Origin of the sequence: Streptomyces roseicoloratus, assembly GCF_004117935.1 — a bacterium.
In the GTDB taxonomy this organism is placed as follows: Bacteria; Actinomycetota; Actinomycetes; order Streptomycetales; family Streptomycetaceae; genus Streptomyces; species Streptomyces roseicoloratus.
The window spans coordinates 124,273-147,146 of the sequence record NZ_SDOY01000144.1 but is presented as its reverse complement, the minus strand read 5'-3'; the positions used below and the strand labels follow the sequence as shown (position 1 = coordinate 147,146).

The 22,874-nt window shown below is 70.0% G+C and carries 22 protein-coding genes; 19 read left to right on the top strand and 3 right to left on the bottom strand.

Going from position 1 to position 22,874, the window contains the following annotated elements:
• The first annotated feature begins 20 nt into the window (after positions 1–20).
• The 15 genes from ESG85_RS24355 (at position 21) to ESG85_RS24285 (ending at position 14,415) form a co-directional block, all read left to right on the top strand.
• Entirely contained in the window at positions 21–1,019 is a 999-nt protein-coding gene (locus tag ESG85_RS24355) for a hypothetical protein (protein WP_128982736.1), read from the top strand.
• A gap of 157 nt (positions 1,020–1,176) precedes the next feature.
• On the top strand, positions 1,177–1,674 hold the full coding sequence (locus ESG85_RS24350; RefSeq protein WP_128982734.1) for a hypothetical protein: 498 nt from the start codon (positions 1,177–1,179) through the stop codon (positions 1,672–1,674).
• A 100-nt stretch (positions 1,675–1,774) separates the two neighbouring features.
• Positions 1,775–2,206: a hypothetical protein gene (locus tag ESG85_RS24345; RefSeq protein ID WP_128982732.1), complete on the top strand. Its 432-nt coding sequence runs from the start codon at positions 1,775–1,777 to the stop codon at positions 2,204–2,206.
• Positions 2,207–2,593: 387 nt separating this feature from the next.
• Complete coding sequence (locus tag ESG85_RS24340; RefSeq protein WP_128982912.1) at positions 2,594–3,340, top strand: hypothetical protein; 747 nt, start codon at positions 2,594–2,596, stop codon at positions 3,338–3,340.
• 264 nt (positions 3,341–3,604) lie between these two features.
• Positions 3,605–3,994, top strand: coding sequence for a hypothetical protein (locus ESG85_RS24335; protein ID WP_128982730.1), 390 nt, complete (start codon positions 3,605–3,607; stop codon positions 3,992–3,994).
• Positions 3,991–4,803, top strand: coding sequence for an SPDY domain-containing protein (locus ESG85_RS24330; protein ID WP_128982728.1), 813 nt, complete (start codon positions 3,991–3,993; stop codon positions 4,801–4,803). The genes ESG85_RS24335 and ESG85_RS24330 overlap by 4 nt, the downstream gene beginning before the upstream one ends.
• 60 nt (positions 4,804–4,863) lie before the next feature.
• Positions 4,864–5,430: a hypothetical protein gene (locus ESG85_RS24325; RefSeq protein ID WP_246095252.1), complete on the top strand. Its 567-nt coding sequence runs from the start codon at positions 4,864–4,866 to the stop codon at positions 5,428–5,430.
• Positions 5,427–6,191, top strand: a complete 765-nt coding sequence (locus ESG85_RS24320; RefSeq protein ID WP_128982726.1) for an SPDY domain-containing protein — start codon at positions 5,427–5,429, stop codon at positions 6,189–6,191. The genes ESG85_RS24325 and ESG85_RS24320 overlap by 4 nt, the downstream gene beginning before the upstream one ends.
• A gap of 60 nt (positions 6,192–6,251) precedes the next feature.
• On the top strand, positions 6,252–8,042 hold the full coding sequence (locus ESG85_RS24315) for a type IV secretory system conjugative DNA transfer family protein (RefSeq protein WP_128982724.1): 1,791 nt from the start codon (positions 6,252–6,254) through the stop codon (positions 8,040–8,042).
• Positions 8,043–8,137: 95 nt separating this feature from the next.
• Positions 8,138–8,974 (top strand): hypothetical protein, encoded by an 837-nt coding sequence (locus tag ESG85_RS24310; protein ID WP_128982722.1) that lies wholly within the window; start codon positions 8,138–8,140, stop codon positions 8,972–8,974.
• A 210-nt stretch (positions 8,975–9,184) separates the two neighbouring features.
• Positions 9,185–10,045 (top strand): adenine nucleotide alpha hydrolase family protein, encoded by an 861-nt coding sequence (locus ESG85_RS24305; RefSeq protein WP_128982720.1) that lies wholly within the window; start codon positions 9,185–9,187, stop codon positions 10,043–10,045.
• Entirely contained in the window at positions 10,042–11,319 is a 1,278-nt protein-coding gene (locus tag ESG85_RS24300) for a DNA cytosine methyltransferase (RefSeq protein ID WP_128982718.1), read from the top strand. Before ESG85_RS24305 ends, ESG85_RS24300 begins: the two co-directional genes overlap by 4 nt.
• Positions 11,319–12,467, top strand: coding sequence for a DnaB-like helicase N-terminal domain-containing protein (locus ESG85_RS24295; RefSeq protein ID WP_128982716.1), 1,149 nt, complete (start codon positions 11,319–11,321; stop codon positions 12,465–12,467). Before ESG85_RS24300 ends, ESG85_RS24295 begins: the two co-directional genes overlap by 1 nt.
• Positions 12,468–12,480: 13 nt before the next feature.
• Complete coding sequence (locus ESG85_RS24290) at positions 12,481–13,803, top strand: DUF317 domain-containing protein (RefSeq protein ID WP_128982714.1); 1,323 nt, start codon at positions 12,481–12,483, stop codon at positions 13,801–13,803.
• Between the two features lie 198 nt (positions 13,804–14,001).
• Positions 14,002–14,415 carry a TIGR03618 family F420-dependent PPOX class oxidoreductase gene (locus tag ESG85_RS24285; RefSeq protein ID WP_181019095.1) on the top strand — a complete coding sequence of 138 codons (414 nt, stop codon included), beginning with the start codon at positions 14,002–14,004 and terminating at the stop codon, positions 14,413–14,415.
• Positions 14,416–14,476: 61 nt separating this feature from the next.
• On the opposite strand, the gene ESG85_RS24280 is transcribed toward ESG85_RS24285, so the two are convergent.
• Both ESG85_RS24280 and ESG85_RS24275 read right to left on the bottom strand, forming a co-directional pair.
• The gene (locus ESG85_RS24280) at positions 14,477–15,358 is read right to left on the bottom strand and encodes a DUF5655 domain-containing protein (RefSeq protein WP_181019094.1); all 882 of its coding nucleotides are present in this window, start codon (positions 15,356–15,358) and stop codon (positions 14,477–14,479) included.
• Between the two features lie 187 nt (positions 15,359–15,545).
• Positions 15,546–16,496 carry a saccharopine dehydrogenase family protein gene (locus ESG85_RS24275; RefSeq protein WP_246095251.1) on the bottom strand — a complete coding sequence of 317 codons (951 nt, stop codon included), beginning with the start codon at positions 16,494–16,496 and terminating at the stop codon, positions 15,546–15,548.
• A 142-nt stretch (positions 16,497–16,638) separates the two neighbouring features.
• Between ESG85_RS24275 and ESG85_RS24270 the strand changes: the two genes are divergently transcribed.
• Entirely contained in the window at positions 16,639–17,265 is a 627-nt protein-coding gene (locus ESG85_RS24270) for a TetR/AcrR family transcriptional regulator (protein WP_246095250.1), read from the top strand.
• A gap of 730 nt (positions 17,266–17,995) precedes the next feature.
• Positions 17,996–18,619, top strand: a complete 624-nt coding sequence (locus ESG85_RS24265; protein ID WP_128982710.1) for a DUF1326 domain-containing protein — start codon at positions 17,996–17,998, stop codon at positions 18,617–18,619.
• A gap of 19 nt (positions 18,620–18,638) precedes the next feature.
• On the opposite strand, the gene ESG85_RS24260 is transcribed toward ESG85_RS24265, so the two are convergent.
• Positions 18,639–19,478 carry a DUF2182 domain-containing protein gene (locus ESG85_RS24260; RefSeq protein WP_128982708.1) on the bottom strand — a complete coding sequence of 280 codons (840 nt, stop codon included), beginning with the start codon at positions 19,476–19,478 and terminating at the stop codon, positions 18,639–18,641.
• Between the two features lie 221 nt (positions 19,479–19,699).
• Between ESG85_RS24260 and ESG85_RS24255 the strand changes: the two genes are divergently transcribed.
• Together ESG85_RS24255 and ESG85_RS24250 are read left to right on the top strand one after the other, a co-directional pair.
• Positions 19,700–19,918: a heavy-metal-associated domain-containing protein gene (locus ESG85_RS24255; protein ID WP_128982706.1), complete on the top strand. Its 219-nt coding sequence runs from the start codon at positions 19,700–19,702 to the stop codon at positions 19,916–19,918.
• Positions 19,919–19,946: 28 nt separating this feature from the next.
• The gene (locus ESG85_RS24250; RefSeq protein ID WP_128982704.1) at positions 19,947–22,217 is read left to right on the top strand and encodes a heavy metal translocating P-type ATPase; all 2,271 of its coding nucleotides are present in this window, start codon (positions 19,947–19,949) and stop codon (positions 22,215–22,217) included.
• Positions 22,218–22,874 lie beyond the last annotated feature (657 nt).

Here is a 22,874-nt window from a genome sequence, read left to right as displayed (position 1 = left end):
CGGCTCAAGGAGACCGCGCCTTGACTTCTGTCTCCACCGTCACGCTCCATCTCAGCGGGCAGGACACCATCGTCGGCCTGCCTGGCGGAGACACCTATCAGTGGGCCGAAACCGTCCTGGCCATAGCGGGCTTCCCCCAGGAGGACGACGGTCTGCACCGCCTCCCTCTGGGCGACCCCAACAAGGCCCGAGCCTGCCTGAGCAGCCTTCAGCAGGCCGCTTCGGGCCTCCATGTAAAGGTCGTCACCAGCCCCCACCGGTTCCTCGGAGATATCGCCTCAGGTGTGGCCTCCCACTTGCCCGGTGCCTGGGAGGCCACCATCGAGCGGTTCCCCCAGAAAACGAATCAGGACGGCCTCACATCCTGGCTCTGGAACACGGGACCTCTGCTGGCCACGATGACGGACTACCGCGTCCCCTGTGCCGCGATACTCCGCGACGGCGCCGGCACCGAGCTTCTGCTGGCCCAGCGTCCATGGGACGGCCAGTACCTGGCCGGAGCGCTCCTCCCGAGCCCCGACCACCTCAACGTCACCGGTCCGGCTCCCCGCTGCGTCGCCGCGCGGACCATCTCCGGCCTCGCAGCCAGAATCGGCGCCTCTCTTCTGCCCGAGTACGAGCATGCTGTGCTCATCTCACGGCTGGAGGAGGCCGAGGAGGACCTGTGCTGGGTGGGGAACCTCGAACCCGGTACCGGTGCCGACAGCGATCTCAACGCCGCACTCGACCGATTCCTGATGCACGCGCCGCCCGTCATAGACCTTCTGCGCCGCGGGAAGGGCCCGTCCCTTTCCGCCGGCCAGACGGCCCTCGTGGACCGCGTCGAGGCCGGCCTCGGCGCGGCCGCTGCGGGCGAGGGGACTGACGCCATGGCCGTCTGGCTCGAAGACGGCGCGGACCTGATCGAACTAGCCCGCATCGTCGCCACCACGCTGGCAACCGGCGCGCGCACAGGCGTCTCTCCTGCCGTGACTCCTCCGGCACCGGCAGCCGCGACCGGCGTTGTCCGCCGCCGCTGACACACGACCATCAGGCTCGTGTTTCTGGGGCACCAGCTCCGGCTCCGTCACCGCGAGCTGCACGAGGCTGCCGCCGCACGCGCCGCAGGGCGTCGCACGCCCTGCGACCCACTCATCCGCACAACTGGCTTCCGAATCCGACTTGAGGAGATCACTTATGGCTGTCCGTACGAAGTGGAACGTCGATCACCATTGCGGCCACCAGGTCATCCACGACCTCTCCGACCGTCCGGCCGACCGGCGAGCCGGCTTCGTCCGCTGGCTCGCCGGCCGGGACTGCACAGACTGTTGGAAGGAGGCCCGCGACGCTGATACCGAGTCCAAGGAGCAGTGGCTCGCCACCAAGCGCGCCGAGGAGCAGCAGGCCGCCGCCGAGTGGGCCCAGAAATTCGACATGCCGCCTTTGGAAGGGCCCGAACGAGCCCTGGACTGGGGCGGGCGCTCCCGCCACCAGCTGATGACGGCCGCACACACCGCACTCGTCGCCGAGGGCACGTGGGACGAGACCGACTGGACGGAGCTGGAGGAGAAGGCGCGCGCGATCACCCGGGCCGGATGGTGGATAGACCAGCGCAACGCGGAGGGCGCTGACCTGCTAGAACTCCTCGACGCCGCGGCCGACGACGACCGGGAAACGGAGAACCCGTTTCGCTGACGGCGGCGAAATATAGGCGCCGATCGCCGGTTGGCCAAACCGGCGATCCTCCGGACCCTTGTTCCTCACACCGCCACCCCACTGTTCAGAAGGACCTCGCGTGACCGATCCCAGCTCGCCCCCGCGCACCCCGGTACTCGCGCCGACTCCCGACCCGATCACTCCGGACCGGGACGTCACACACCGGCACTTCCAGGCCGGCGAGCAGGTCGTCGTCCTCAAGGGCGTGGCTGACGGGGATCTCTGGGGGGACGCCATGCACATCGTCGCCCCGTCCTGGCACACTCCGACCGACGAGGACGGATGGCGGCTGCGCGATGCGACCGGCGGCCAGCAGTCGTACATCACCGCCCACCCCCGGTACATGGTCCACCTCTCGCGCCGGTGCCCTGACTGCCTGATCTACCTGCGCGCCCTGGAGGACCACCTCCTGCCGAGACACCCCTCCGCCGCCCTCATCGACTGCGGCTGGTACACGACCACAGAGCTGAACCAGCTCGTCCACATCGACGACGCCCGGGACGGGCGGTGATCCCCCGCGTCAACGAGCTCCGCTCAACGGGTACGCCCGGCGAAGTCACGCGCAGTAGGCCGCAGCTGGGAGAACCCGCCTCGTCGGGCCCAGGATCACCTCTGCTGGCGAACAGGCCGGCAAGTCGGCTCGCGCTCAACTCACCGACAGTCGGCTCCACGTCGTCTGGTCCGGCCTCTCCCGCTCCCGCAACAACCTGGCCGACCGGCACGAGCCTCACCCCACACGGCAGGAGTGCACCGCCGAAGTCGCCTCGGGCGAAACCGAAGCTCCGCAGTCTGCGCCTGCCCACCACCGTCCCGGATCGCCCCCGCCCCCGTCCCGTCACCGCTGGCCCCACCGTTGCTGGCCGCAGGCGGTGACTTCCACCGCTCTCTTGAGGTGACCATGCACGACCCCGACGACTCCCTCGCCTCGTTCGCCTCTGTTCTCGCCGGCGAACTGCCCGGGAGGTGGACCAGCGAGTACCACCCCGACCACGGAGGCCACGCCAACTACGACGACCTCACCGTCGACGTGTGGGACATGGACCAGGTCGCCGAGGCGACGGCCACGTACATCGTCGACCACTGTGCCGTCCTGACCCGCGACGATGGCACCCGGCTGTTCGTCATGGACCGCAAGGGTCGTGGCGAAGGCTTCCTCATCGCCGCCCTGGCCCCGGGCGCCCTCCCCGTCGCCGCGTACCAAGGTGTCCGCGAACCCGACGGCATCGCCGTGCCCGAGGATCCCTTCCGCGCGGCCGAGGACGTCGTCCTCAGTCTGCTGCCTCGTTACGACAAGGCCCTCGCCCAGGTGCGGCACAACGCCTCCCGCCTTGCCTCCTCCCCGCCCCACGGTGCGAACCTGGTGATGGCCTGGTCCGGCGACGCCCTCGTCGTCGCCCCGCCCGAGCGGCCCGACATCGCCGCCGTCCTCGCCGACCACGGCTTCGTCCACGACGCAGACAAGGGCCTGCTCGTGCTCGCAGGCGACGACTCGTCCCGGCAGGCAGCGTCCGTACGAGCCGCTGGTACCCGACTGGCCGAGCTCGGCATCGGTGTCGTCCTGCGGCACCCGACCCGCACCACCCTGGGCACTACGGCCCCCCGGACCGCCTCCCCACTGACGTCGGCCCCGCAGCGCGGCCGGTGACACGTCCCGTCTCGCCCCAACCCCGTCGTCCCCTTCTTGGAGTCCCCGTCAGCCCCGCAGCACGTACCTCTCCGCCCCTCACGGCGACCCGCAGGCCCCGCCTTGCCGCAATTCTGATCCGCCGCTACCTGCACGCCTGCGTACTCAGCGGCCCCGACCGGCCCACGCCACTCGCCGGCGGGCGTCCCGAGGCAACCTTCGACGAATCCCGCCGCCTCGCGCAGGTCGGCTGACCACTCCGCACCGCCCCGTCCCTGGAGACCCATGCACGACCCGACGCCCTACGCGATCCATTTGGCCGACAGCATCGCCATCCAGCTCGGACAGCTCAGCGAGCACCTCGCCCAAGCCTCACCCCAGCAGGCCGCCCGGATCCTCGGCCAGGTCCTCGACTTCGACGACGGGATCCTGGGGCGGATCACCGGTCTGATGAGCACTGGGTCGCAGTTCGCCAAGACGCACTCCGAGCGGGGCATCCTGCCGCCCGAGGTGTGGCTCGCCGTCGGCCGCGCCGCGAACGAGCTGGCCGCCGTCGGCCGTGACTTGGACGAGAACGCCAGCACCCTCCGTGCCCTCGCCGAAGCCCCGGCGCCCACCCGGTCGGCTTCGCCGACACCGGTGGCCTCCGCTCTGGTCGTGAGGCGGCGCCGATGAGTAAGAAGCAGCATCCCGGCTGGGGAGCGGGCGAGCAGGCTGAGCAGCACTACCTGGTCGAGCCCCGCCACCTCGCCGGAGGCGGAGACATCCGGCACGTCTCGGAGTTCCTCCGTGCCGCCGGATGGACCGACCGGTCCAGGACCGGCGGGCCGCTGGTGTTCACCAGCCCAGACCGTACGGTCCGCGTCGACTACAACCCCTTCGTCCGACCGGGTGGCTGGACGATTGCCGGCGAGGCCAACGGCCATGAGCCGGAGTGGAACGTCACCTTCACCCCGCAGACCCCCGTGGAAATCGTCGCAGGATTCACCGATGCCCTCACCAAGTCGCGTTCCGCGCACGCCCCCAACCCGTGGGCACCACTCCAACAGCACGGCTGGGAGACGGAGCGGGCCCAGCACTTCACCGCCGTCAGCCCAGACCGGAACGCATGGTTGCAGTTCCATCAGACCGGCGAGGGCCAGGCCCACTGGTGGGCCGGCGCCCGGACCGAGCACGGCCGGACCTGGGACGCCGTGCTCACCCCGAGCACACCGATGCACCTGATCGAGGCGTTCTCGGCCGCGCTGGCCGACCCACAGCCGGTGATGCGCCCCCGCGGAAACATCCCGCCCTCCCGGTGGATCCGCACGACCTCGGTGTCGGTGCGGCCCTCGGAGCTCGGCGCGTGGCAGCAGGCCCGGATAGCCGCCGCCCGCGCCGCGACCTGGGCCCGCAACTCCTGGGCATCCGCCAGCCCCCGCACCCGTACTCCCCTGCCCCAGGCGTACGCCGCGGCGGCCCGTGCCGCCCATGGAAGCCGCTGACCACCGTCCCCACGTCACAGGAGACCTGCCCTGCCCCCACCGACCCGCACGCCCTCCGAAATGCACGGCCTGTTGCTGCGGCAGCTGGAGCTGTTCCTGATTGAGTCCCGGGACATCCTCGCCGCCTGGGACGCCTACTCCGATGAGCACACAGATCCCGATGGCTGGCCGCACGACCCGCTCTCGTACGGCCAACACATGATGCGGCGCGATGCCGAGACCTGGCGCTCGTTTAACCGGATCCGCTACGCAGCGCGCAAGATGCTCGCCACGGCCGAGGTCCAGCTGCAGCAGCTAAACCCCGGTGCCATCCAGTCCCGTTGGGTGTGGCAACTGACCGAACTCACTACCGCACTCACACAGCTGGAGAAGCTGCAGGGCGAGTGGCTGGAGACTCGCGACGCGTTGTCGAGCGAGGCAGTGCCGGGGACCGAGGAGTTCGACGACGCCGTCGCCGAACGTAACGAGGAGGCGTGGTCCTCCCTCGACACCTGGTCCGCCCAAGGCCAGGCCCTCATCGAAATGCACGCCCTCGCTCTCACGGCCCCGTCCCGGATCCTGACCTCCTCCCCAGGCCCCGCCCTCTCGCCGAAGGGCGTTGGTCATACGTCGGGGAGGCGAGGATGAGCAGCCGCGTCGAGCAGGCGTTCATCTCGCCCCGCTACCTCGCCGGCCCGGGGAATCCGGCCTGGGTCACCGTCCCACTTAACGAGGCCGCCGGCTGGAGCCACGGCCACGACCCGCTGATGCCCCAGGTCGTTCTCAGCAGCCCTGACCAGAAGACGCTGCTGCGCCTCGAACCCACTCCGGACGAGCCGTGGTGGCGCCTGACCCACTCCGGCGGCTCCAACGGGCCCAGCTGGTACGCATCCTTCGGCGCCCGCACCCCGGTCGAGCTGATCGCGGCCGTCACCGACTCCCTCACCGACCCCGGCTTCAACGGCAGAGCAGGCTCGGATCCGAACGAGCCGTTGCTGCGGGCCGGATGGGGCCGGGCGAAGGAGGGCGGTCTCGCCTCGCCGGACGGCATCGTCCGAGTCGAGCGCTTCAACTACAGCGGCAGCGCCCACTGGTCCATTGAAACGGCCCTCAGTCGGGATCCAGAGCACCAGATCTGGCAGGCTCGCTTCGGGGACAGCGCCCCCGCCCGCCTCGTCGCCGCCTTCACCCGGGCGCTGTCCGATCCCGAACCGCTGCGGCGCTCGCCCGAGCAGCGTCCCGCCCTCGGTCGCAGCCGGATCACGCTCCGTTGGCAGGAGTGGCCTGCCGAACAGGTCGGCTACGCCCTGCGCGAGCGCGTCGACTTCCTCGCGTCCCGTCACGCCGGCACTCCCCCACCGCCGCCGCCGCCCGCGCGGCCGCTGGCGCCCCGTCGCCGCCCCCGCTGACACCACCGCACGCCATACGCCCCGGGCCCGCCCCCCCCCCGTTCAAGGAACCGCCGCCCCTTGCCCTCTTCCTCCTCGTCCAGCTCCGACGGTTACGACATAGCCCTGAAGATCCTCATCGGCGCTTTCGCCGTCGGTCTTCCGCTCGCCAACATCGCCTGGCTGGCAGGAAATCTCACCGCCTGGGCAACCAGGTCCGACCCGTGGGCGCCGTATCAGCCGACCCACGCCCTTCTCCACCCCGAACAGCTCTGGCCGGACGCCGGAGAAGCGTCCCTGCTCGTCGGTACCCGAATCATCCCCATCGCCCTGACACTCTTCCTCGCCGCCACCGTCGGCGTCCTGTGGCTCCGGTACAAGAATTCCTCCGGCGGCCGAAAGAAGGTCGACGGGATGGCGAAGGCTCGCGACATCGAACCGCTGCTGGCGAAGGCGATCGAGGCCAAGGCCCGCTCCCTGCGCCCGAGTCTGAGGAACGCCAAGGCCGTCGCCCCGGTCGACACCGGCATCCTCCTGGGCAACCTCCAGGGGACGAAGCACGAGGTACGGATGGGGTTCGAGGACGTCGCCGTCGCCATCATGGCCCCACGCTCTGGCAAGACCACCTCCCTCGCCATCCCCTCGATCCTCGCCGCGCCGGGCCCGGTGCTGCTCACCTCGAACAAGGCCGCAGGCGACGCCTACACGACCTGCCTCGATGCCCGGCGCCGGGTGGGGCGGGTGTGGTCGATGGACCCGCAGCAGATCGCCCACGCCGAGCGGGCCATGTGGTGGAACCCCCTTGCCGACGCCAAGACCCTCGACGGGGCAGGCAGGTTGGCCGGCCACTTCCTCGCCGCCTCCGTCGACGCCTCCCAGCAGGGCGACTTCTGGTCCAAGGCCGGCAGCAACATCTTGTCCCAGCTGTTCCTGGCCGCGGCGCTCGACGAGCGGCCGATCACCGACGTGATGCAGTGGCTCGCGTTCCCCGCCGACCGTACCCCGCTCGACATCCTGCGTGACCACAAGTTCAGCGCGGTCGCCTCCCAGCTCAAGGGCACCGTCGAAGGTCCGCCCGAGACACGCGACGGCATCTATGAGACGGCGCGGCAGTACGCATCCGCCCTGCTGAACAGCGAGATCGCCGCCTGGGTCACCCCACAGAAGGACATCCCCGAGTTCCGCCCGGCCGACTTCGTGACCTCGAACGACACCCTCTTCCTCTTGTCGAAGGACGGTGGCGGCGGAGCGAGCGCCCTGATCGCGGCGTGTGCGGACTCTGTCATGCGGGCCGCGACCGCCCAGGCCGAGCGGGCCGGCGGCCGGCTCGACCCTCCGATGCTCGCGATCCTCGACGAGGCCGCCAACGTGTGCAAGATCTCGGACCTCCCCGATTTGTACTCGCACTTGGGGTCCCGCGGGATCATCCCGATCACCATCCTGCAGAGCTACCGGCAGGGCCAGAAGGTATGGGGCGACGCGGGCATGGACGCGATGTGGAGCGCGGCCACCGTCAAGGTGATCGGCAGCGGCATCGACGACCCGGACTTCGCCGACAAGCTGTCCCGGATGATCGGCGACCACGACGTCGAAACCACGTCCACCTCAATCTCCGACTCCGGCAAGTCGACCTCGGTCTCGATGCGGCAGGAGCGAATCCTGCCTGCGGACGCAATCCGCGCCCTGGCAAAGGGTTCCGCCCTGTGCCTGGCCACCGGCCTGCGCGTCGCGATGCTCGACCTCCGCCCCTGGTACCTCGAACCCGGGGCCGACCAGCTCGCTGCCTCCTCCGCCCGCGCGTCCAAGGCGATCACGGCCCGTGCCGTCGCCAAGAGCGCCCCGAATCAGGACGACTACGGCCGGGCCGCGTAGCACGCGAACGACACTGCATGGACGACGGCTCTCAGTGACACCGGTCGCGCCGTGGGCAGCCAGCACCCACGGCATGCCACCCCTTGCCATCCCGTATGCCGATCAAGGAGTTCTCTTCTTTGACTCGCCCCTATCCGCTCGGCCCAAGCGGCGAGGAGCTCTGGGCCCTCACCCGTTACCTGCTGGCCTCCGGCAATCAGCTCGACGACCTCAAGCGGCGCGGCACGGCGCCCGAGCGGCTGCAGGACGCGGTTCGTGCAGGCGGCGCGCTTCACCAGACCTCACTCCATGCCGCCGGGCTGCTGGCCAAAGCCGCCCTGAGCGATGCGACGACCACCGTCGACGGCCTCGCCGCCGTCTCGCTCCTCCGTCGCCTTGCCGAGGCCACCACCTCCGCCGCGTTGCGCGCGGCCGAGAGCATCGCCGCCCTCGCCCACGGCGACACCTCTACCGCCGATCGCCTTCTGGAGCAGGCACGAGTCCACCTGCACAGGACGCCGGTGACCTGCCAGGAAGTCGGCTCCGCCCTGCTCCGGCACGACGGATACCTCTACGCCCAGGCGCGCGCCGCTCGGGAGAACCTCGGTCCGAGCGGCGGCACGGTCAAGGTCAGCGAGGCCCAGCGGAAGGGTCTCGCCTCGCTGGCGCGGGGGGACGGTGTGTTCCGTGAGGCCCGCCACAGCCTCCGTGAGCTGGAGAGTCCTCTGAACGCCTCCGTTCGGACCGCCACCATCGACGCGCTCGCCGCGAAGAAGTTGCTGACCCTCACTCCCCTCGCGGGCCAGCAGGGCCGGTCCGCCATCCGGCTCACCTCCGCGGGCATCCAGACGCTCCTCGCCGCCTCTCCCCCGAAGCCCGGCGGCCGCCCCGCCGTCACGACGTCGGTGCCGAACGCTCCGAGGCCGACTGCCCGGACGAGCACTCGGCGGTGACGCCACGCCGCGGCGGTCGCCCAAGCGCACCGTTCGGCTCCTGCCCTGCCGCGCGGCGTAGTGCCCCCGTCCTGCCCGTGACTGACCCACATCGGCCCGCCACCGGCCCGGGTCACTGATGGCCCCACGCTCCAACACAAGGACGTCCCTATTACCGCCACGCCCCAGTTCCGTGCCATTTCCCTAGGTGCGGGAATCCAGTCCAGCGCCATGCTCGCCCTGTCTGCGGAGGGAATCCTCCCGAAGGTCGAATACGCGATCTTCGCCGATACCGGATGGGAACCAAAAGCGGTCTACGAGCATCTCGACCGCCTCGAACGCGAGATTGCAGAACCTGCGGGAATCCCGATCATTCGAGTCTCCTCCGGAAACATCCGCGACGACGCCCTCAACCCGGATCACCGCTTCGCCTCGATGCCCCTCTACATCCTCAACCGGGACGGACGCCCCGGGATGACGAGGCGCCAGTGCACCGGGGAGTACAAGGTGAAGCCAATCAAGAAGAAGGTCCGAGACCTCCTCGGCTACCCGTATCCAGCACGGGTCCCGAAGGGCGTGTTCGTCGAGCAGTGGATCGGCATATCCACGGATGAATTCCACCGCGCCAAGGACGCGGACGTGAAGTACATGCGTAATACGCATCCGCTCATCGACATGAACTGGTCACGTTCCGACTGTGTCCGCTACCTCACGTCGCTCGGCCTTTCAGAGACCCCGAAATCGAGCTGCCTCGGCTGCCCCTTCCACGGCAATGCCCAGTGGCGGAATATCCGCGACAGCTCCCCCGAGGAGTGGGCGGATGTCGTGGAGTTCGACGCGGCAATCCGAAAGGGCAACGACCGCGCGAACGTCAGCGGCAACAAGCTGCTCGGTGAGGCGTTCCTGCATCGCTCCCGCGTCCCGCTCGACCAGGCGCCGATCGACCATGTCACCGCGGGCGAGTGGGCCGCACGGCAGCAGGACCGCGATTCCGCCGCAGAGCTGGAGCGGGTCGTCGACGACGGCTGCTCCCCGTGGGCCTGCCGTGGTGAAGTCGCGCCGACCCAGGACAACTTCGGGCTCACGACGTGAAGCGCCTTGTCCTGGACCTTTTCGCAGGCCCAGGCGGCTGGAGCCACCCCCTGCGCGTCCTCGGCGTCCGGGACATCGGCCTGGAATGGGACGAGTGGGCCTGCCGCACCCGCGCGGCAGCCGGTTTGCTGACGATCCGTACCGACGTCGCCGCCTACCCGGTGTGGCCGTTCACCGGCCGGACCCGCGGGTTCATCGCGTCACCGCCGTGCCAGGCGTGGTCGATGGCCGGCAAGCGGCTCGGCCTGCTCGACCAGCCCCTCGTCCACCAGGCCGTCGCCGACCTCGCCGCCGGACGGGACACCCGCGAGAAGCTCCTGGCCGCCTGCCGCGACGAGCGCTCCCTGCTCGCGGCGGAGCCGATGCGCTACCTCCACGCTCTGAACGCGGTCGGGGAGCCGGAGTGGATCGCGATGGAGGAGGTACCCGACGTCCTACCGCTGTGGAAGCAGTACGCAGCGATCCTGCGCTCCTGGGGGTTCTCCGTCTGGTGCGGGATCCTCAATTCGGCCGACTTCGGCGTCCCGCAGACCCGGAAGCGGGCGATCCTACTCGCCTCCCGCGTCCGCACCGCCGAACCGCCCACGCCGACACATGCCCGGCGAGCAGAGCCGGAGTCGCTGTTCGGGGCGGGCCGCGAGCGGTGGGTCTCCATGGCCGAGGCCCTCGGCTGGGGCGCCACCGACCGTCCCGTCCCCACCGTCTGCGCCGGCGGAGGACCGGGCGGCGGCCCCGAGCCGTTTCCCTCCGGCGCCCGCAAGGCCCTCTCCGACGCCCGCGACCGAGGCACCTGGAAGCCCCGAGCGGACGGGGTCGTGCCGCGGTCCCAGCGGGAGGGATCCTGCTGGGACGCCCGACACGGCACGCGCGAGGACCGGTCTGCCGATGCCCCGGCGCCGACGTTCGCCGCCGAGGCGCACCGCTGGTCCTGGTCGCTGCGGAGCAACAACCAGGCCAACGCGACGGTCCGTTCCATCGACGAGCCTGCTGGAACCCTCTTCTTCGGGCATCGAGCGAACGAATGCACGTGGGTTGCCGCCCCTTCGCCCGGCACTCCCGCCGGAGACGAGTCGGCCGCTCCGGAGCCGATCCGGATCACCGCCGCCGAGGCCGGCCTCCTCCAGACCTTCCCCGCCGACTATCCCTGGCAGGGCACGAAGGGCCCGCAGTTCTCCCAGATCGGCAACGCCGTCCCGCCCCGGCTCGCCGGCCACCTGCTCGCCCCTCACCTCGGCGTGCCCTTCAACCCCGACGACTTCGCCCTGGCCGCCTGATGCAGCACGCCTCCGACCCCCACGACGACGAGGTCCTGTACGACCCGCCCGGACCGGCCCCTGTGCACTACGCCGAGCGTGCCCTGCTCGGCGCCCTCCTTCTCGAACCCGCCCTACTCGCCGACCTTGAGCAACTCGAGGTCGATGCGTTCTCCAACGCCTCGCACGGGGTTCTGTTCTCCGCGATGCGTCGCGTGCCGATCCCCGAACCTGTCCGCCACCAGGCCGGACCGTTCTGGGTGAATGCGGTCCTGGAGGCGGCGCTGCCGGATGCTCGTGGCCTGACCATCTCCTACCTGCACACACTCATCTCGGCCTGCCCTCGGCTCGCGCACGCGCACGCGTACGCCGCGATCATCCGAGCCGAGCACGCCCGCCGAACCATCCGCCTGCACGCCGAGCACCTCGCGCGTGACGCGGCCGACACCGCCCTGCCAGACCGGGCCACAGCCGTCCTCGCGCGGGCGGACGGGCTCGCACGGCACCTCGACGAGCTCTCCGGGCGCTTCCCCGCCCACCCCGGTTCCCTCCCCCGCACCACCGTGCTGCAGGCACCAGCTGGTGGCACGGACGAGGAAGTCCTGGATGAGGAAAGGATGCTGCTAGCGAGCGCCGCAGTATCGCCATCGGCCATCAAGGAGATGCGCTGGCTGGCCGCCGACGACTTCTCCCTGTCGACTCACGGCGCGCTCTGGCAGTGCCTGAACTCCCTGTCCCACCGCGGAGATCCGGTCGACCCGGTCACCGTGCTGTGGGAAGCGCAGCACCGCGGGCTCCTCGCGTCGGGGCTCGCGCCGGACGAGGTGGTCACGCTCATGTCCGCGCCGGCGGGCTCCCCGGAGCACTGGGGTACGAGGGTCATCGAGCGGGCCCTGCTCGCCCGTGCCGGAGAGGTCGCCCGTCGAATCGGCGCCTACACCGACGACCCGGCGACCACAGTCCACCAGCTGATCACCGGCAGCCGCCGCGCGCTCGCCGACCTGACCGCCATACGGACTCGCTGGCACCGGGCCACCACCCCACTGGCCACGCCGGCACCAAGGGCCAGCGTCGCCGTATCCGCCCGTGCCGGACCGCAGCGTCCGGGCACGACCGCCGCTGCCGTCCGCTCCGCCTCCACCCGGCGAACCGTCGGCCGGACCCCATGACCGAAGGCCCCGCATGCCCTACGCCCCGGCCGACGCACACGTCCGCCTCGACCGCCACCCCACCCACACTCCCGCCGTCGTCGCCACGACATCCGGCCCGACGAGCGACGCCGCCCGCTCCCACCTGCACGACCTGGGCTTCCGCAGCACCGGCCCGAACACGATGATCCTGGCCCGGATCGACCGTGAGGAGCCGTACTACGCCAACGCCGCAGCCGGTCAGCTCCGCCGGCACGGATACACCGTCGAGGTCACCCCAGAGCTCCAGGAGGAGATCGACACCGAGTGGACCTGGCCTGACTATCCCCTGCCGGGGTGCTCCCGCGAGGACATCCGCAAAGTGAGCGCCGCTGCCCAGCGCCTCCACGACGACATCGCCGCCGGCCGCCTGCTCATCCACCTCCACGCTCACGACGGCCCGGCCACCGTCGCCGTCGCTACCTACACCAGCGGGATCCGCCGTAGCCTCCACCTCCACGGCGAGAACCACCTTCGCCAGATCTCCAACGCCTACGCCGACGAAGCCGAGGCGGTCGCCGACTTCCACCGTCTGCACTCCGCCGCCGTCCGCCCGGGACCCCCGCCGCTCACCGACGTCGAGAAGTCCGTCCGCAAGCTCCTCACGTCCTCGGTCCTGACAGGGGCAAGCGGCCAGGACGAGGCTCCCGCCGAGATCGTCACGAAGACGCCACCGGTGCCTACGGCCGGCCCCGGCGAGCACGAGGAGTTCCTGAACATCTTCCTGAAGTCGAACACGGACTGGGAGCGGTACCGGACCTGGAGCGATGAGACGACGATCGTGAACCACGAGTCCCTCGCCCTGCGTGCCGAGTTCGACCACGAGGCCCGGCACCGCACCGACACCGCCTGGACGATCGCGGCCTACGAATCGCCGGTCGGCGAACGGCTCTGGTACAGCACGATCACGGCCACCACCCCGGTCGCCTTTGTCCGCGCCGTCATGGAGGGCCTCACCAACGCACCGTGGTCAACCGCCGAGGCCCCGTACGGACCGCTTCGCGAAGCGGGCTGGACTGAGGACGACACCTCCCGCACGACCTGGCGGGCTCCGGACCGCAGCCTTGCCTTCGAGCACAATCCGCACAGCGTCGACGACCGGTGGACCGCCTACGGTGGCGCCGATCCTAACCACCCCACCTGGGCCATCCACCTCTCCGCCACCACAGCACCCGACGTCCTCGCCCGGCTCACCACCAAGCTCATCGACGCCACCGCACTCGGCCGGGATCGGCCCCATGGACGAGAGACGCCCACCCCAGTCACTCCTCTGCCTCATCCGGCCGGACGCCCGCGGTCAGTAGCGCACCATCGCTGACTCGGCGGAGATGGAGCCCCTTCGAGGGCGACCTCGGCGGACCGAGATCGAAACGGCTCGGTCGTCGAGAGCGACCGTGTGCCTGAGAACGGACAGTCGGGGTCCTCGCGTAACGTCGAAGCGCAGGCAGATACCACACCCGAGTCGGCACGCGAATCGGGCCGCTCATCCGCACCGTACGCACTGAGGAGACGCACATTGAACCGCGACACCCCGCCCACCGCTGACGGCGGCAACGCCTTCTGGCAGGAGCGCCGGGTGTGCTTCCTCACCACCCAGCGGCCCGACGGCACCCCGCACCTCGTGCCCGTCGGCGTCACATACGACCCCGAAACCCGCATCGCCCGAGTCATCAGCGACGGTGCCAGCAGGAAAGTGCGCAACGTCCGCGCCGCCGGCCCCGCGGCCCGAGCTGCCGTGGGCCAAGCCGACGGCCAACGCTGGTGCACCCTTGAAGGCACAGCGGTGATCAAGGACGACCCCGAATCCGTAGCGGAGGCCGAGCGCCGCTACACCGAGCGCTACAAGCCCCCGCGGGTCAACCCGAACCGCGTCGTCATCGAGATCACCGTCACGCGCGCCATGGGCACCGCCAAGCCCGCTGGTTGGTGACGACCGCAGCGGTTCGAGCCGAGAGGTCGAGCCGCTCGTGGGCTACGCGGCCGTGGGCATTTCATGCTGCCGCGTAGCTCGCGCGGAACAGGTCCTGCGCCCGCTCCAGGTCTCGCTCGGAGCGCAGCTGCACCTCCAGATCGCCCGTGCCGTGGTGCCCGAGTCCGGTCACGTCCCGGGTGAAGCCGGGGACGAGTTCGACCTCACTCGGGTCGGCCTTCAGGTAGACGAGGAGCTTGGTCTTCTGCGGCGGGCAGACGCAGGCGAAGTTCCGTAGGCGCTGGTACGCGCGGTACTGCTTGCGCTGGACTCGGGTGATGCCGTCGCCGAGGCCGAGCAGAACCTCGTCGACCGCTGCTGCCAGCGCACCGAGCCGGCCATTGGCGGACGGATGCGTAGCAGCACCCTGACGCACGCGCTTCGACGCAGACGTTCGAGCCGAAACGGAAGCCACAGTCTCCAGACCGATCAGGTCCTTGCCGAAGAAGCGGTAGCGAACCAGGTCGATGCTGCGCCGGTGCTCGCGCACGGCATGCACGTCATAGCGGGTGAAGTCTCCGGCCACGCAGACCAGCCGAGGCGTGCCCCAGAGGACCTGCGCGGCGGCCGAGGCCCCGAGGCGGTCGCGGACCAGACGCCTGAACTCCTCTTTGTGGTCCACGAGCCACGCCAGGTAGAAGAGCCCCTGGTTGATCACACCGGGGTCGATCCCGCGTTTGTACTCCACAATCACCGGGGAGCCGTTCTCATCCAGCCCGAGCGAGTCGATCCGCCCACCGTGGACCCGCCCGGTGCTGTACTCGCTCGCCAGGAAGCGAACGCCCAGCATCGTCTCCATGTTCGTCTCAACGAGGTTCTGCACATCCGACTCGACCTCGGCAAGACGCGGCACGACCTCCGTCATGCCTCCATTCATCGCGTGAAACAGCTTCAGGACCAGCACCTCCCCCTTCTTTGCCAGGAGATCACTAACGCCGGTCGAAGTCTGAATTGTTTCCGTGAAGGACCTCGATCCTGTGAAGAACACGTGAGGATGCGGGGCCGCGGGTCTCGTGTCGACAGCCCGGTTATGGAAGGAGCATGAGCCGGGCTGCCTCAGGCGGTGCCGACGGCGACTTCCCGGACACCGGTCACTGCCGTGCTCCGGTCACCGGACGCCGGACGGCGATCCCATCGGGCATGAGCCGCTCGGGCAGGTCCGCCAATCCGGGGATCTGCTCGATGTGATGGACCCCCGGGCATACGCGTCCGGTGAGGAGTGTCCGGCTGACGTGGGCGGCCACCAGCCCTGACACTCGGCTTTGGCCATGACCGGTGAGCGCCCAGGAAACACGCCGGCCGTCGCGCTCGGCGTCGGCTCGAACCGCGAAGCCGTCGCCGCCGATGTGCACACGGGTGAAGACACTGGTGAGCAGGCTCTGCTGTCGCACCAGACCGGTTCGGCGCAGTGCGAAGAGGGCGGCCGTGAGCGGGCGGGAGTCCAGGCAGAGGCGAGTAGTCGCCTCCGCGACGCCGAGGGTTTGCCTCAGGGTGTGCTGGTCGGAGAAGGGGAAGTGGTGCGCGGTCCGCGTGCCGTAGCCGGGCAGCTCGATCCGCCGCGGGCGGGCGGTGACGGGTTCGCTCAGACCGGCGACCGTCCATCGCACGGCGTCGTCCCCGTGCCGCTCCCCCGTGCCAAGCAGCACGGTCAGGTCGATGCGCTCGGCCCCACCGACCTCCTCGTGGACCCGCAGGGCGAGCAGATTGGTCAGCCCGGGCGCGAGGCCCACGCTCAGCACCGCCGCGGCCCCCGCTCGGGCAGCGAGGCCGTCCAGGTCTGCGACCGCTTGGAGTAGCCGGTGGTCGGCACCGACATCGACGAGGTGAATCCCACGCTCGAGGCAGAGACGCGCCGGCCCGGCATCCGGTGGCTCGACGCAGAACACCACCACCGCGACGTCACCCAGCTCGTCCAGCACCTTCGCGAAGCCTGCCGGGTCGGTCAGGTCTACGCGTACCCCGCCGAGCCGCCGGGCGCGGGCCTCGTCCCGTCCCGCCGGCACCACCCGCCCCGGGAACCAGACCGAGAGGGCCTCCGTCACGACTCCGCCCACGGCGCCGTAGCCACCGACGACGAGAACCCGGCCAGTCGACACACCATTCGCTGTAGTCACACTCCAGTAAACCACGCTGTAGTCTCACTACAGTGAAATACATCCTGCGATCACGAAGGCGGCGGCACTGGTGACTGCACCCCTGACTCGGGCCGAGAAGGCGCGCCGCACGAGGCTGCGGATGATCGACGCCGCGACGGAGCTGTTCACCGAACGAGGTTGGGCACGGACAACCGTGGAGGACATCGCCCGCGCCGCTGAAGTCGGTGTGCAGACCGTCTACTTCACCTTCGGAAACAAGCGGACCCTGCTGAAGGAGGTCCTGGACACCGCCATCGCCGGCGACACGGACCCGGTCGCCACGCTCGACCGCCCCTGGGCCCGCGAGATCCTCGCGGAGCCCGATCCGGCGACCCAACTCGCCCTGCAGACCGTCGGCGCGCGCCACATCCTCGAACGCGCCGCATCCGTCCTGGAAGTGGTACGCGGCGCGGCGGCCGCCGATCCGGAGCTCGCCGAGCTGTGGCGGGCGAACCTGCACCAACGACACACCGTCCAACTGCGCTTCGCGCAGTCCCTCGTCGACAAGGTCGACTCCGGCCTCCGGGACGGTCATGACGCCATGTCGGCCGCGGACATCGCGACAACCGTGCTCGGCCCCGAGACGTACGGTCTCCTGGTGAACAACCGAGGATGGTCCGCGTCGCGCTGGGAGCACTGGGCGACGGACACCCTCGTACGCCAGCTCCTGCCCTGAGCCCTCCCGAACGGTGCTCCAGGCGCTCCGACGCCACTGCCTCAATCGAGGAGGTGGCGTCATCGCGCCATCGCGTCTTTACGCAACGGGTGCTGCTTGGCCAGGGGTTGGGCTCTGCATCAGGATGATGCTCGCGGCGTGGCCCCGGCGGCACGGGAGTCAGCGCCCGAACGGCAAGGACCGGGCGTTGCTCTGGAGGCGCGAGGCATGACGAGCGAATCCCCCTCCCCCACGCGCTCGGCGTACCCCGCGGTGCGCGCCCGGTCCTGCCGTCCCGCGCACGAGGAATCAGGAGCACCGCAACGGGTGTCGCGATCATGGCGATGAGCAACCTTGTGACCACCCTCCGAGGTCAGCCCGCTGCCCCGCCTCCTTCCGCTCTCCACCGACCCACTATCGCGCCACGGGCGTCGAGGGCTGCGGGGCCGTGATTGCAGGACCACGAGCACCCGCCTAGCGTGGAAGGGGAGGAGACGCTCTCCGGAACGCCGACAGGTCTGGGAGCTCCGACACTTCCGGATGCGCAGCTCATGATGGACGCTTCCCGGATGATCCGGACAACAGCACGCCGGCCAGTCCCGGGCCATGGCCTGCTGCAGAGAGTGCACGACCAGCCCACCGGCCGTCGCCTTGCGCTGCACCCTCCTCGGAGCGCACGCTCCCCGCCCCGACAACGCTCCCCCGCGCCGCTCGTCACCTCGGGCGGACGTCCCAACAGGAGGAGCACGTCATGACATGGACCATCGCCGGCAACTACATCGCCGGTTGCTCGTGCGCCTTGGTCTGCGGCTGTGCCGTCGATGCAAAGCCGCGCGACGCGAAGGGCCGGGAGGAGTGCCTGGGAGTAGGTGTCTTCCACATATCCGAGGGCCAACTGGACGACGTCGATCTGTCCGGTGTGGACTTCGCGCTGTACAACGAGTTCCCGTCCAATCTGACATCGGGCAACTGGAAGGTCGGCATCGTCGTGGACGGCGGCGCGAGCGACGACCAGGCGGAGGCGATCGACACCATCGTCTCCGGCCGCGCGGGCGGACCGTTCGGCGAGCTGTCCCAGTTCTTCGGCGAGTACCTGGGTATGGAGCGGGCTGACGTCTCGCTCTCGGACGGTGAGAAGCCCCGCCTCTCCGTGGGCGGCCGAAGCGACATCGAGTTCACGGCGCTTCGCGGACCCGACGGAACACCGACCACCATGAAGAACGCTCTATTCGGCTTCTCGCCGGAGTTCACGCTCGGGACCTCCAAGGGCCGTTCCGACGCGTTCGGCCTGGCCTTCGAGGGCGCGTACGGCGAGCTCGGCGACTTCTCCTTCTCCACCGAACAGGCGGAGGGCGCTCCGACGGGTCGAGGGTAACGGCACACGGACGGGAGCTCTACATACCCCCGGGCATCGTGGGATCCATGGGGGCCCCATCTGCTCCGAGCCCAGGGAGAAGCCAGTCCTGGAACGGTGCGAGGACAGCGAGGAAGGCGAGGACCAGGAAGGCGATTCCGACCGCGCGGCCGAGCCAGGGACCGTAGCGCCACAGCTTCTCCAGGAAGATGACCGCGGCCAGCCCAGCCATGGCCGCGACGTTCATCACCCCGAGCGGGATGAGCACGATCATCAGTCCCCAGCAGCACCCCAGGCAGTAGAGCCCGTGATGGGCACCGACCCGGAGGTCACGCAACCGGGGCCGGAAACGCGAGTACCGCAGGAGCTGGAACATCGGGGACCGACAGTGCCGGAGGCAGACCCCCTTCAACGGCCCCAACTGCTGCACTCCGGCAACAAGGAACGCGCCGGCACCAATCCAGCGCCCGGCATCGGGATGGTCGCGCACCAGGTCGGCCGTCAGCGTGAGCAGGCCGTACGCGGCGAGGCCGAAGGTCGTCCATACGAACAGATAGCCGCCAACGAACGCCGTGGTGCGCACGGCACGGACCACCCCGGATGACTGGCGCCCGATGGCGTGTCCCCAGGTGATGGCCACCGGCGCCACCGAGGGAAACATCATCGCCACCATCATCACGAGCCACAGCAGCAGGAATACGGGGAGCGCCAGCCCCATCGCGCCCGGGCCCATCGCCATGCCACGCGCCTGGCCCACAGTCAGCGCCCATGCCAGGGCGGCGAGCAGAAACATCAGCACCCAGGCGAAAGCCAGATCCCGCCTCGGCAGCAGAGCGCGAGAGTCGACGGCCGCCGAAGGCGCAGCGCGTGGATGCGGCATGGCGCTCCTCCAGAAGGACACGCTGACGTTTCCAGCACAGCACAGATCCGGATCGTGAGCGCCCCGAGTCACCGCGTATGGCCATCACCACAGCTCACCATACCCCCTATGGGTATTAATTCACCCCCATCCGGCTTGCATCGACAGGACCGTTGGGGGTATACCTGTCTCAACGAGATACCCCAGGGGGGTATCAATCTCCGAAGGCCCAGGAGGCCCCCATGTCCGCGCACTCCACCACCTACAAGGTCGTCGGCGTCAACAGCGGTCACTGCAAGGCGATCGTCAGTGGCGCGCTCCGGGAGCTCAACGCCGTCGACACCGTGCAGGTCGAGATCTCCACCGGACTGATCACCATCAACAGCGCGGTGGAGCTGGACGACAAGCTCATCGAAGAGACCGTCGAGGACGCCGGTTACGACTACGTCGGCCGCGCCTGAGTCCCGCCTTCACCACGAGGAGCTAGTCATGAGCACCCCAACGACGGCCGGGACCGCCCAGGTCGAGCTCGCCATCGGCGGCATGACCTGCGCCTCGTGCGCGGCCCGTATCGAGAAGAAGCTCAACCGCATGGACGGGGTCGAGGCCACCGTCAACTACGCCACCGAGAAGGCCAAGGTCACCTTCGACGCCGACATCGACGTCGCCGCCCTGATCGCGACCGTCGAGGCCACCGGCTACACCGCCGCCGAGCCCGCGCCGCCGAAGAGCGCGGCCCCCGGCGCCCCCGAGGGCCCCTCCGACGAGGAGAAGGCCGACGAGGAGCTGCGGCCCCTCAAGCAGCGGCTGGTCACCGCCGTCGCCCTCGCCGTGCCGGTCATCGCGATGGCGATGGTCCCGGCCCTCCAGATCGAGTACTGGCAGTGGCTGAGCCTCACGCTCACCGCGCCGGTCGTCGTCTACGCCGCCTGGCCCTTCCACAAGGCCGCATGGACCAACGCCAGGCACGGCGCGGCCACCATGGACACCCTGATCTCGGTCGGCACGATCGCCGCGTTCCTCTGGTCGCTGTGGGCGCTGTTCTTCGGGACGGCCGGTACGCCGGGGATGACGCACCCCTTCGAGTTCACCATCGCGCGTTCCGACGGCGCCGGGAACATCTACCTGGAGGCCGCGGCCGGCGTCACCGCCTTCATCCTGGCCGGCCGGTACTTCGAGGCCCGCTCGAAGCGCAAGGCGGGCGCCGCCCTCAAGGCGCTGATGCAGCTGGGCGCCAAGGAGGTCACCGTCCTGCGGGGCGGCCAGGAGGTCACCGTACCGACCGCCGACCTCCAGGTCGGGGACCGCTTCCTGGTCCGCCCGGGCGAGAAGATCGCCACCGACGGCACCGTCGTCGAGGGCTCGTCCGCCGTGGACGCCTCCATGCTCACCGGCGAGTCCGTCCCGGTCGAGGTCTCCGTCGGCGACTCCGTCACCGGCGCCACCCTGAACGCCGGCGGCCGGCTCGTCGTCGAGGCCACCCGCGTCGGCTCCGACACCCAGCTCGCCCGCATGGCCAAGCTCGTCGAGGACGCCCAGAACGGCAAGGCCGCCGCCCAGCGCCTCGCCGACAGGATCTCGGCCGTCTTCGTACCCGTAGTCATCGCGCTCGCGCTCGGCACCCTCGGCTTCTGGCTCGGCACCGGCCAGGGACTCACCGCCGCCTTCACCGCCGCCGTCGCCGTCCTGATCATCGCCTGCCCCTGCGCCCTCGGACTGGCCACCCCGACCGCCCTCATGGTCGGCACCGGCCGCGGCGCCCAGCTCGGCATCCTCATCAAGGGCCCCGAGGTCCTGGAGACCACCCGCAAGGTCGACACGATCGTCCTCGACAAGACCGGCACCGTCACCACCGGCCGCATGACCCTCATCAAGGTCCACACCGCCGAAGGCACCGACGAGACCGACGTCCTGCGCCTCGCGGGCGCCCTGGAGCACTCCTCCGAGCACCCGATCGCCCAGGCCGTCGCCACCGGCGCCGCCGCCAAGGTCGGCACGCTCCCCACCCCCGAGGACTTCGCCAACATCCCCGGCCTCGGCGTCCAGGGCATCGTCGAAGGACACGCCGTCCTCGTCGGCCGCGAGAAGCTCCTCGACGAGTGGGCCATGGCCCTCCCGGCGGAGCTCAAGGCCGCCAAGGACACCGCGGAGAAGGCCGGCAAGACCGCCATCGCCGTGGCCTGGGACGGCGAGGCCCGCGCGGTCCTGGAGGTCGCCGACGCCGTCAAGGAGACCAGCCCCGAGGCCATCCGGCGGCTGCGCGCCCTCGGGCTCACCCCGATCCTGCTCACCGGCGACAACAAGGCCGTCGCCGAGGCCGTCGCCGCCGAGGTCGGCATCGACGAGGTCATCGCGGAGGTCATGCCGCAGGACAAGGTCGACGTCGTCAAGAAGCTCCAGGCGGACGGCCGTTCGGTCGCGATGGTCGGCGACGGCGTGAACGACGCCGCCGCGCTCGCCCAGGCCGACCTGGGCCTGGCGATGGGGACCGGCACGGACGCCGCCATCGAGGCCGGCGACCTGACCCTCGTACGGGGAGACCTGCGGGCCGCGGCCGACGCGATCCGGCTCTCCCGCAAGACCCTCGGCACGATCCGCTCGAACCTCTTCTGGGCCTTCGCCTACAACGTGGCCGCCCTGCCGCTCGCCGCGGCCGGACTGCTCAACCCGATGATCGCGGGGGCCGCGATGGCCTTCTCCTCGGTCTTCGTCGTCGGCAACAGCCTCCGCCTGCGCGGCTTCCAGGCCGCCGACAAGTAAGCCAGTAGGCAAAGAGGGGCGGACCCCATGGGGTCCGTCCCTCTTCCTTGCTCCACCGGTCACTCGCCCCCCTGATGCACCATGCAGTCTCATGAGCCACGCGACTGTCGCGATCTTGGGTGCGTCCTCCCGAGGATCTCTGATCGTGATCAGGTGCCCGCCATGACGTGCTCGGGCCGGCTGCCGTCAGAGTCCCATGGTGGGTTTCACCACAGAGGGCGCCCTGCGTCGGTTGATAGTGTCCCGCGCGGAGGTCGAACGTGAACGCGAGCAGAGACGTACGCACAGGCGGTGTCCTGGGGCGCCTCCTGCTCGTCGGAGTGCTCGCATTCGCCGCGCTCGTCATGCACACCGTCTGCCATGCGGACGGCTCGCCGGTCCACGGCGTGTCCGCCACCCCGCACGGCGCGGGACACTCCCACGACGAACCTACGAGTGACGGCTCATCGCAGCTGTCTGCTCAGTACAGCCATTCGTCGACGGTCACCAGCCCGTCCAATGGTTCGGACATGTCCTCACTGTGCGTCGGAGCGATCAGCAGCTCGGCGGCCGCTTCACTGCTTCGGCCTGCGCTCCCCCGTCACCCCGGCTGGTCGCCTCCGAGTGGGGCAGCGTTCGCTCATTGGCTTCGGCCCGCCCCATTGCCGCGAGTACTCA

Excerpts from the sequence above, each read along its gene's own strand:
- ESG85_RS24310 (WP_128982722.1), top strand. The coding sequence starts at position 8,138 with ATGCCGATCAAGGAGTTCTCTTCTTTGACTCGCCCCTATCCGCTCGGC.
- ESG85_RS24335 (WP_128982730.1), top strand. The coding sequence starts at position 3,605 with ATGCACGACCCGACGCCCTACGCGATCCATTTGGCCGACAGCATCGCC.
- ESG85_RS24350 (WP_128982734.1), top strand. The coding sequence starts at position 1,177 with ATGGCTGTCCGTACGAAGTGGAACGTCGATCACCATTGCGGCCACCAG.
- ESG85_RS24290 (WP_128982714.1), top strand. The coding sequence starts at position 12,481 with ATGCCCTACGCCCCGGCCGACGCACACGTCCGCCTCGACCGCCACCCC.
- ESG85_RS24250 (WP_128982704.1), top strand. The coding sequence starts at position 19,947 with ATGAGCACCCCAACGACGGCCGGGACCGCCCAGGTCGAGCTCGCCATC.
- ESG85_RS24330 (WP_128982728.1), top strand. The coding sequence starts at position 3,991 with ATGAGTAAGAAGCAGCATCCCGGCTGGGGAGCGGGCGAGCAGGCTGAG.
- ESG85_RS24340 (WP_128982912.1), top strand. The coding sequence starts at position 2,594 with ATGCACGACCCCGACGACTCCCTCGCCTCGTTCGCCTCTGTTCTCGCC.
- ESG85_RS24295 (WP_128982716.1), top strand. The coding sequence starts at position 11,319 with ATGCAGCACGCCTCCGACCCCCACGACGACGAGGTCCTGTACGACCCG.
- ESG85_RS24265 (WP_128982710.1), top strand. The coding sequence starts at position 17,996 with ATGACATGGACCATCGCCGGCAACTACATCGCCGGTTGCTCGTGCGCC.
- ESG85_RS24305 (WP_128982720.1), top strand. The coding sequence starts at position 9,185 with ATGCTCGCCCTGTCTGCGGAGGGAATCCTCCCGAAGGTCGAATACGCG.
- ESG85_RS24260 (WP_128982708.1), bottom strand. The coding sequence starts at position 19,478 with ATGCCGCATCCACGCGCTGCGCCTTCGGCGGCCGTCGACTCTCGCGCT.
- ESG85_RS24320 (WP_128982726.1), top strand. The coding sequence starts at position 5,427 with ATGAGCAGCCGCGTCGAGCAGGCGTTCATCTCGCCCCGCTACCTCGCC.
- ESG85_RS24325 (WP_246095252.1), top strand. The coding sequence starts at position 4,864 with ATGCACGGCCTGTTGCTGCGGCAGCTGGAGCTGTTCCTGATTGAGTCC.
- ESG85_RS24255 (WP_128982706.1), top strand. The coding sequence starts at position 19,700 with ATGTCCGCGCACTCCACCACCTACAAGGTCGTCGGCGTCAACAGCGGT.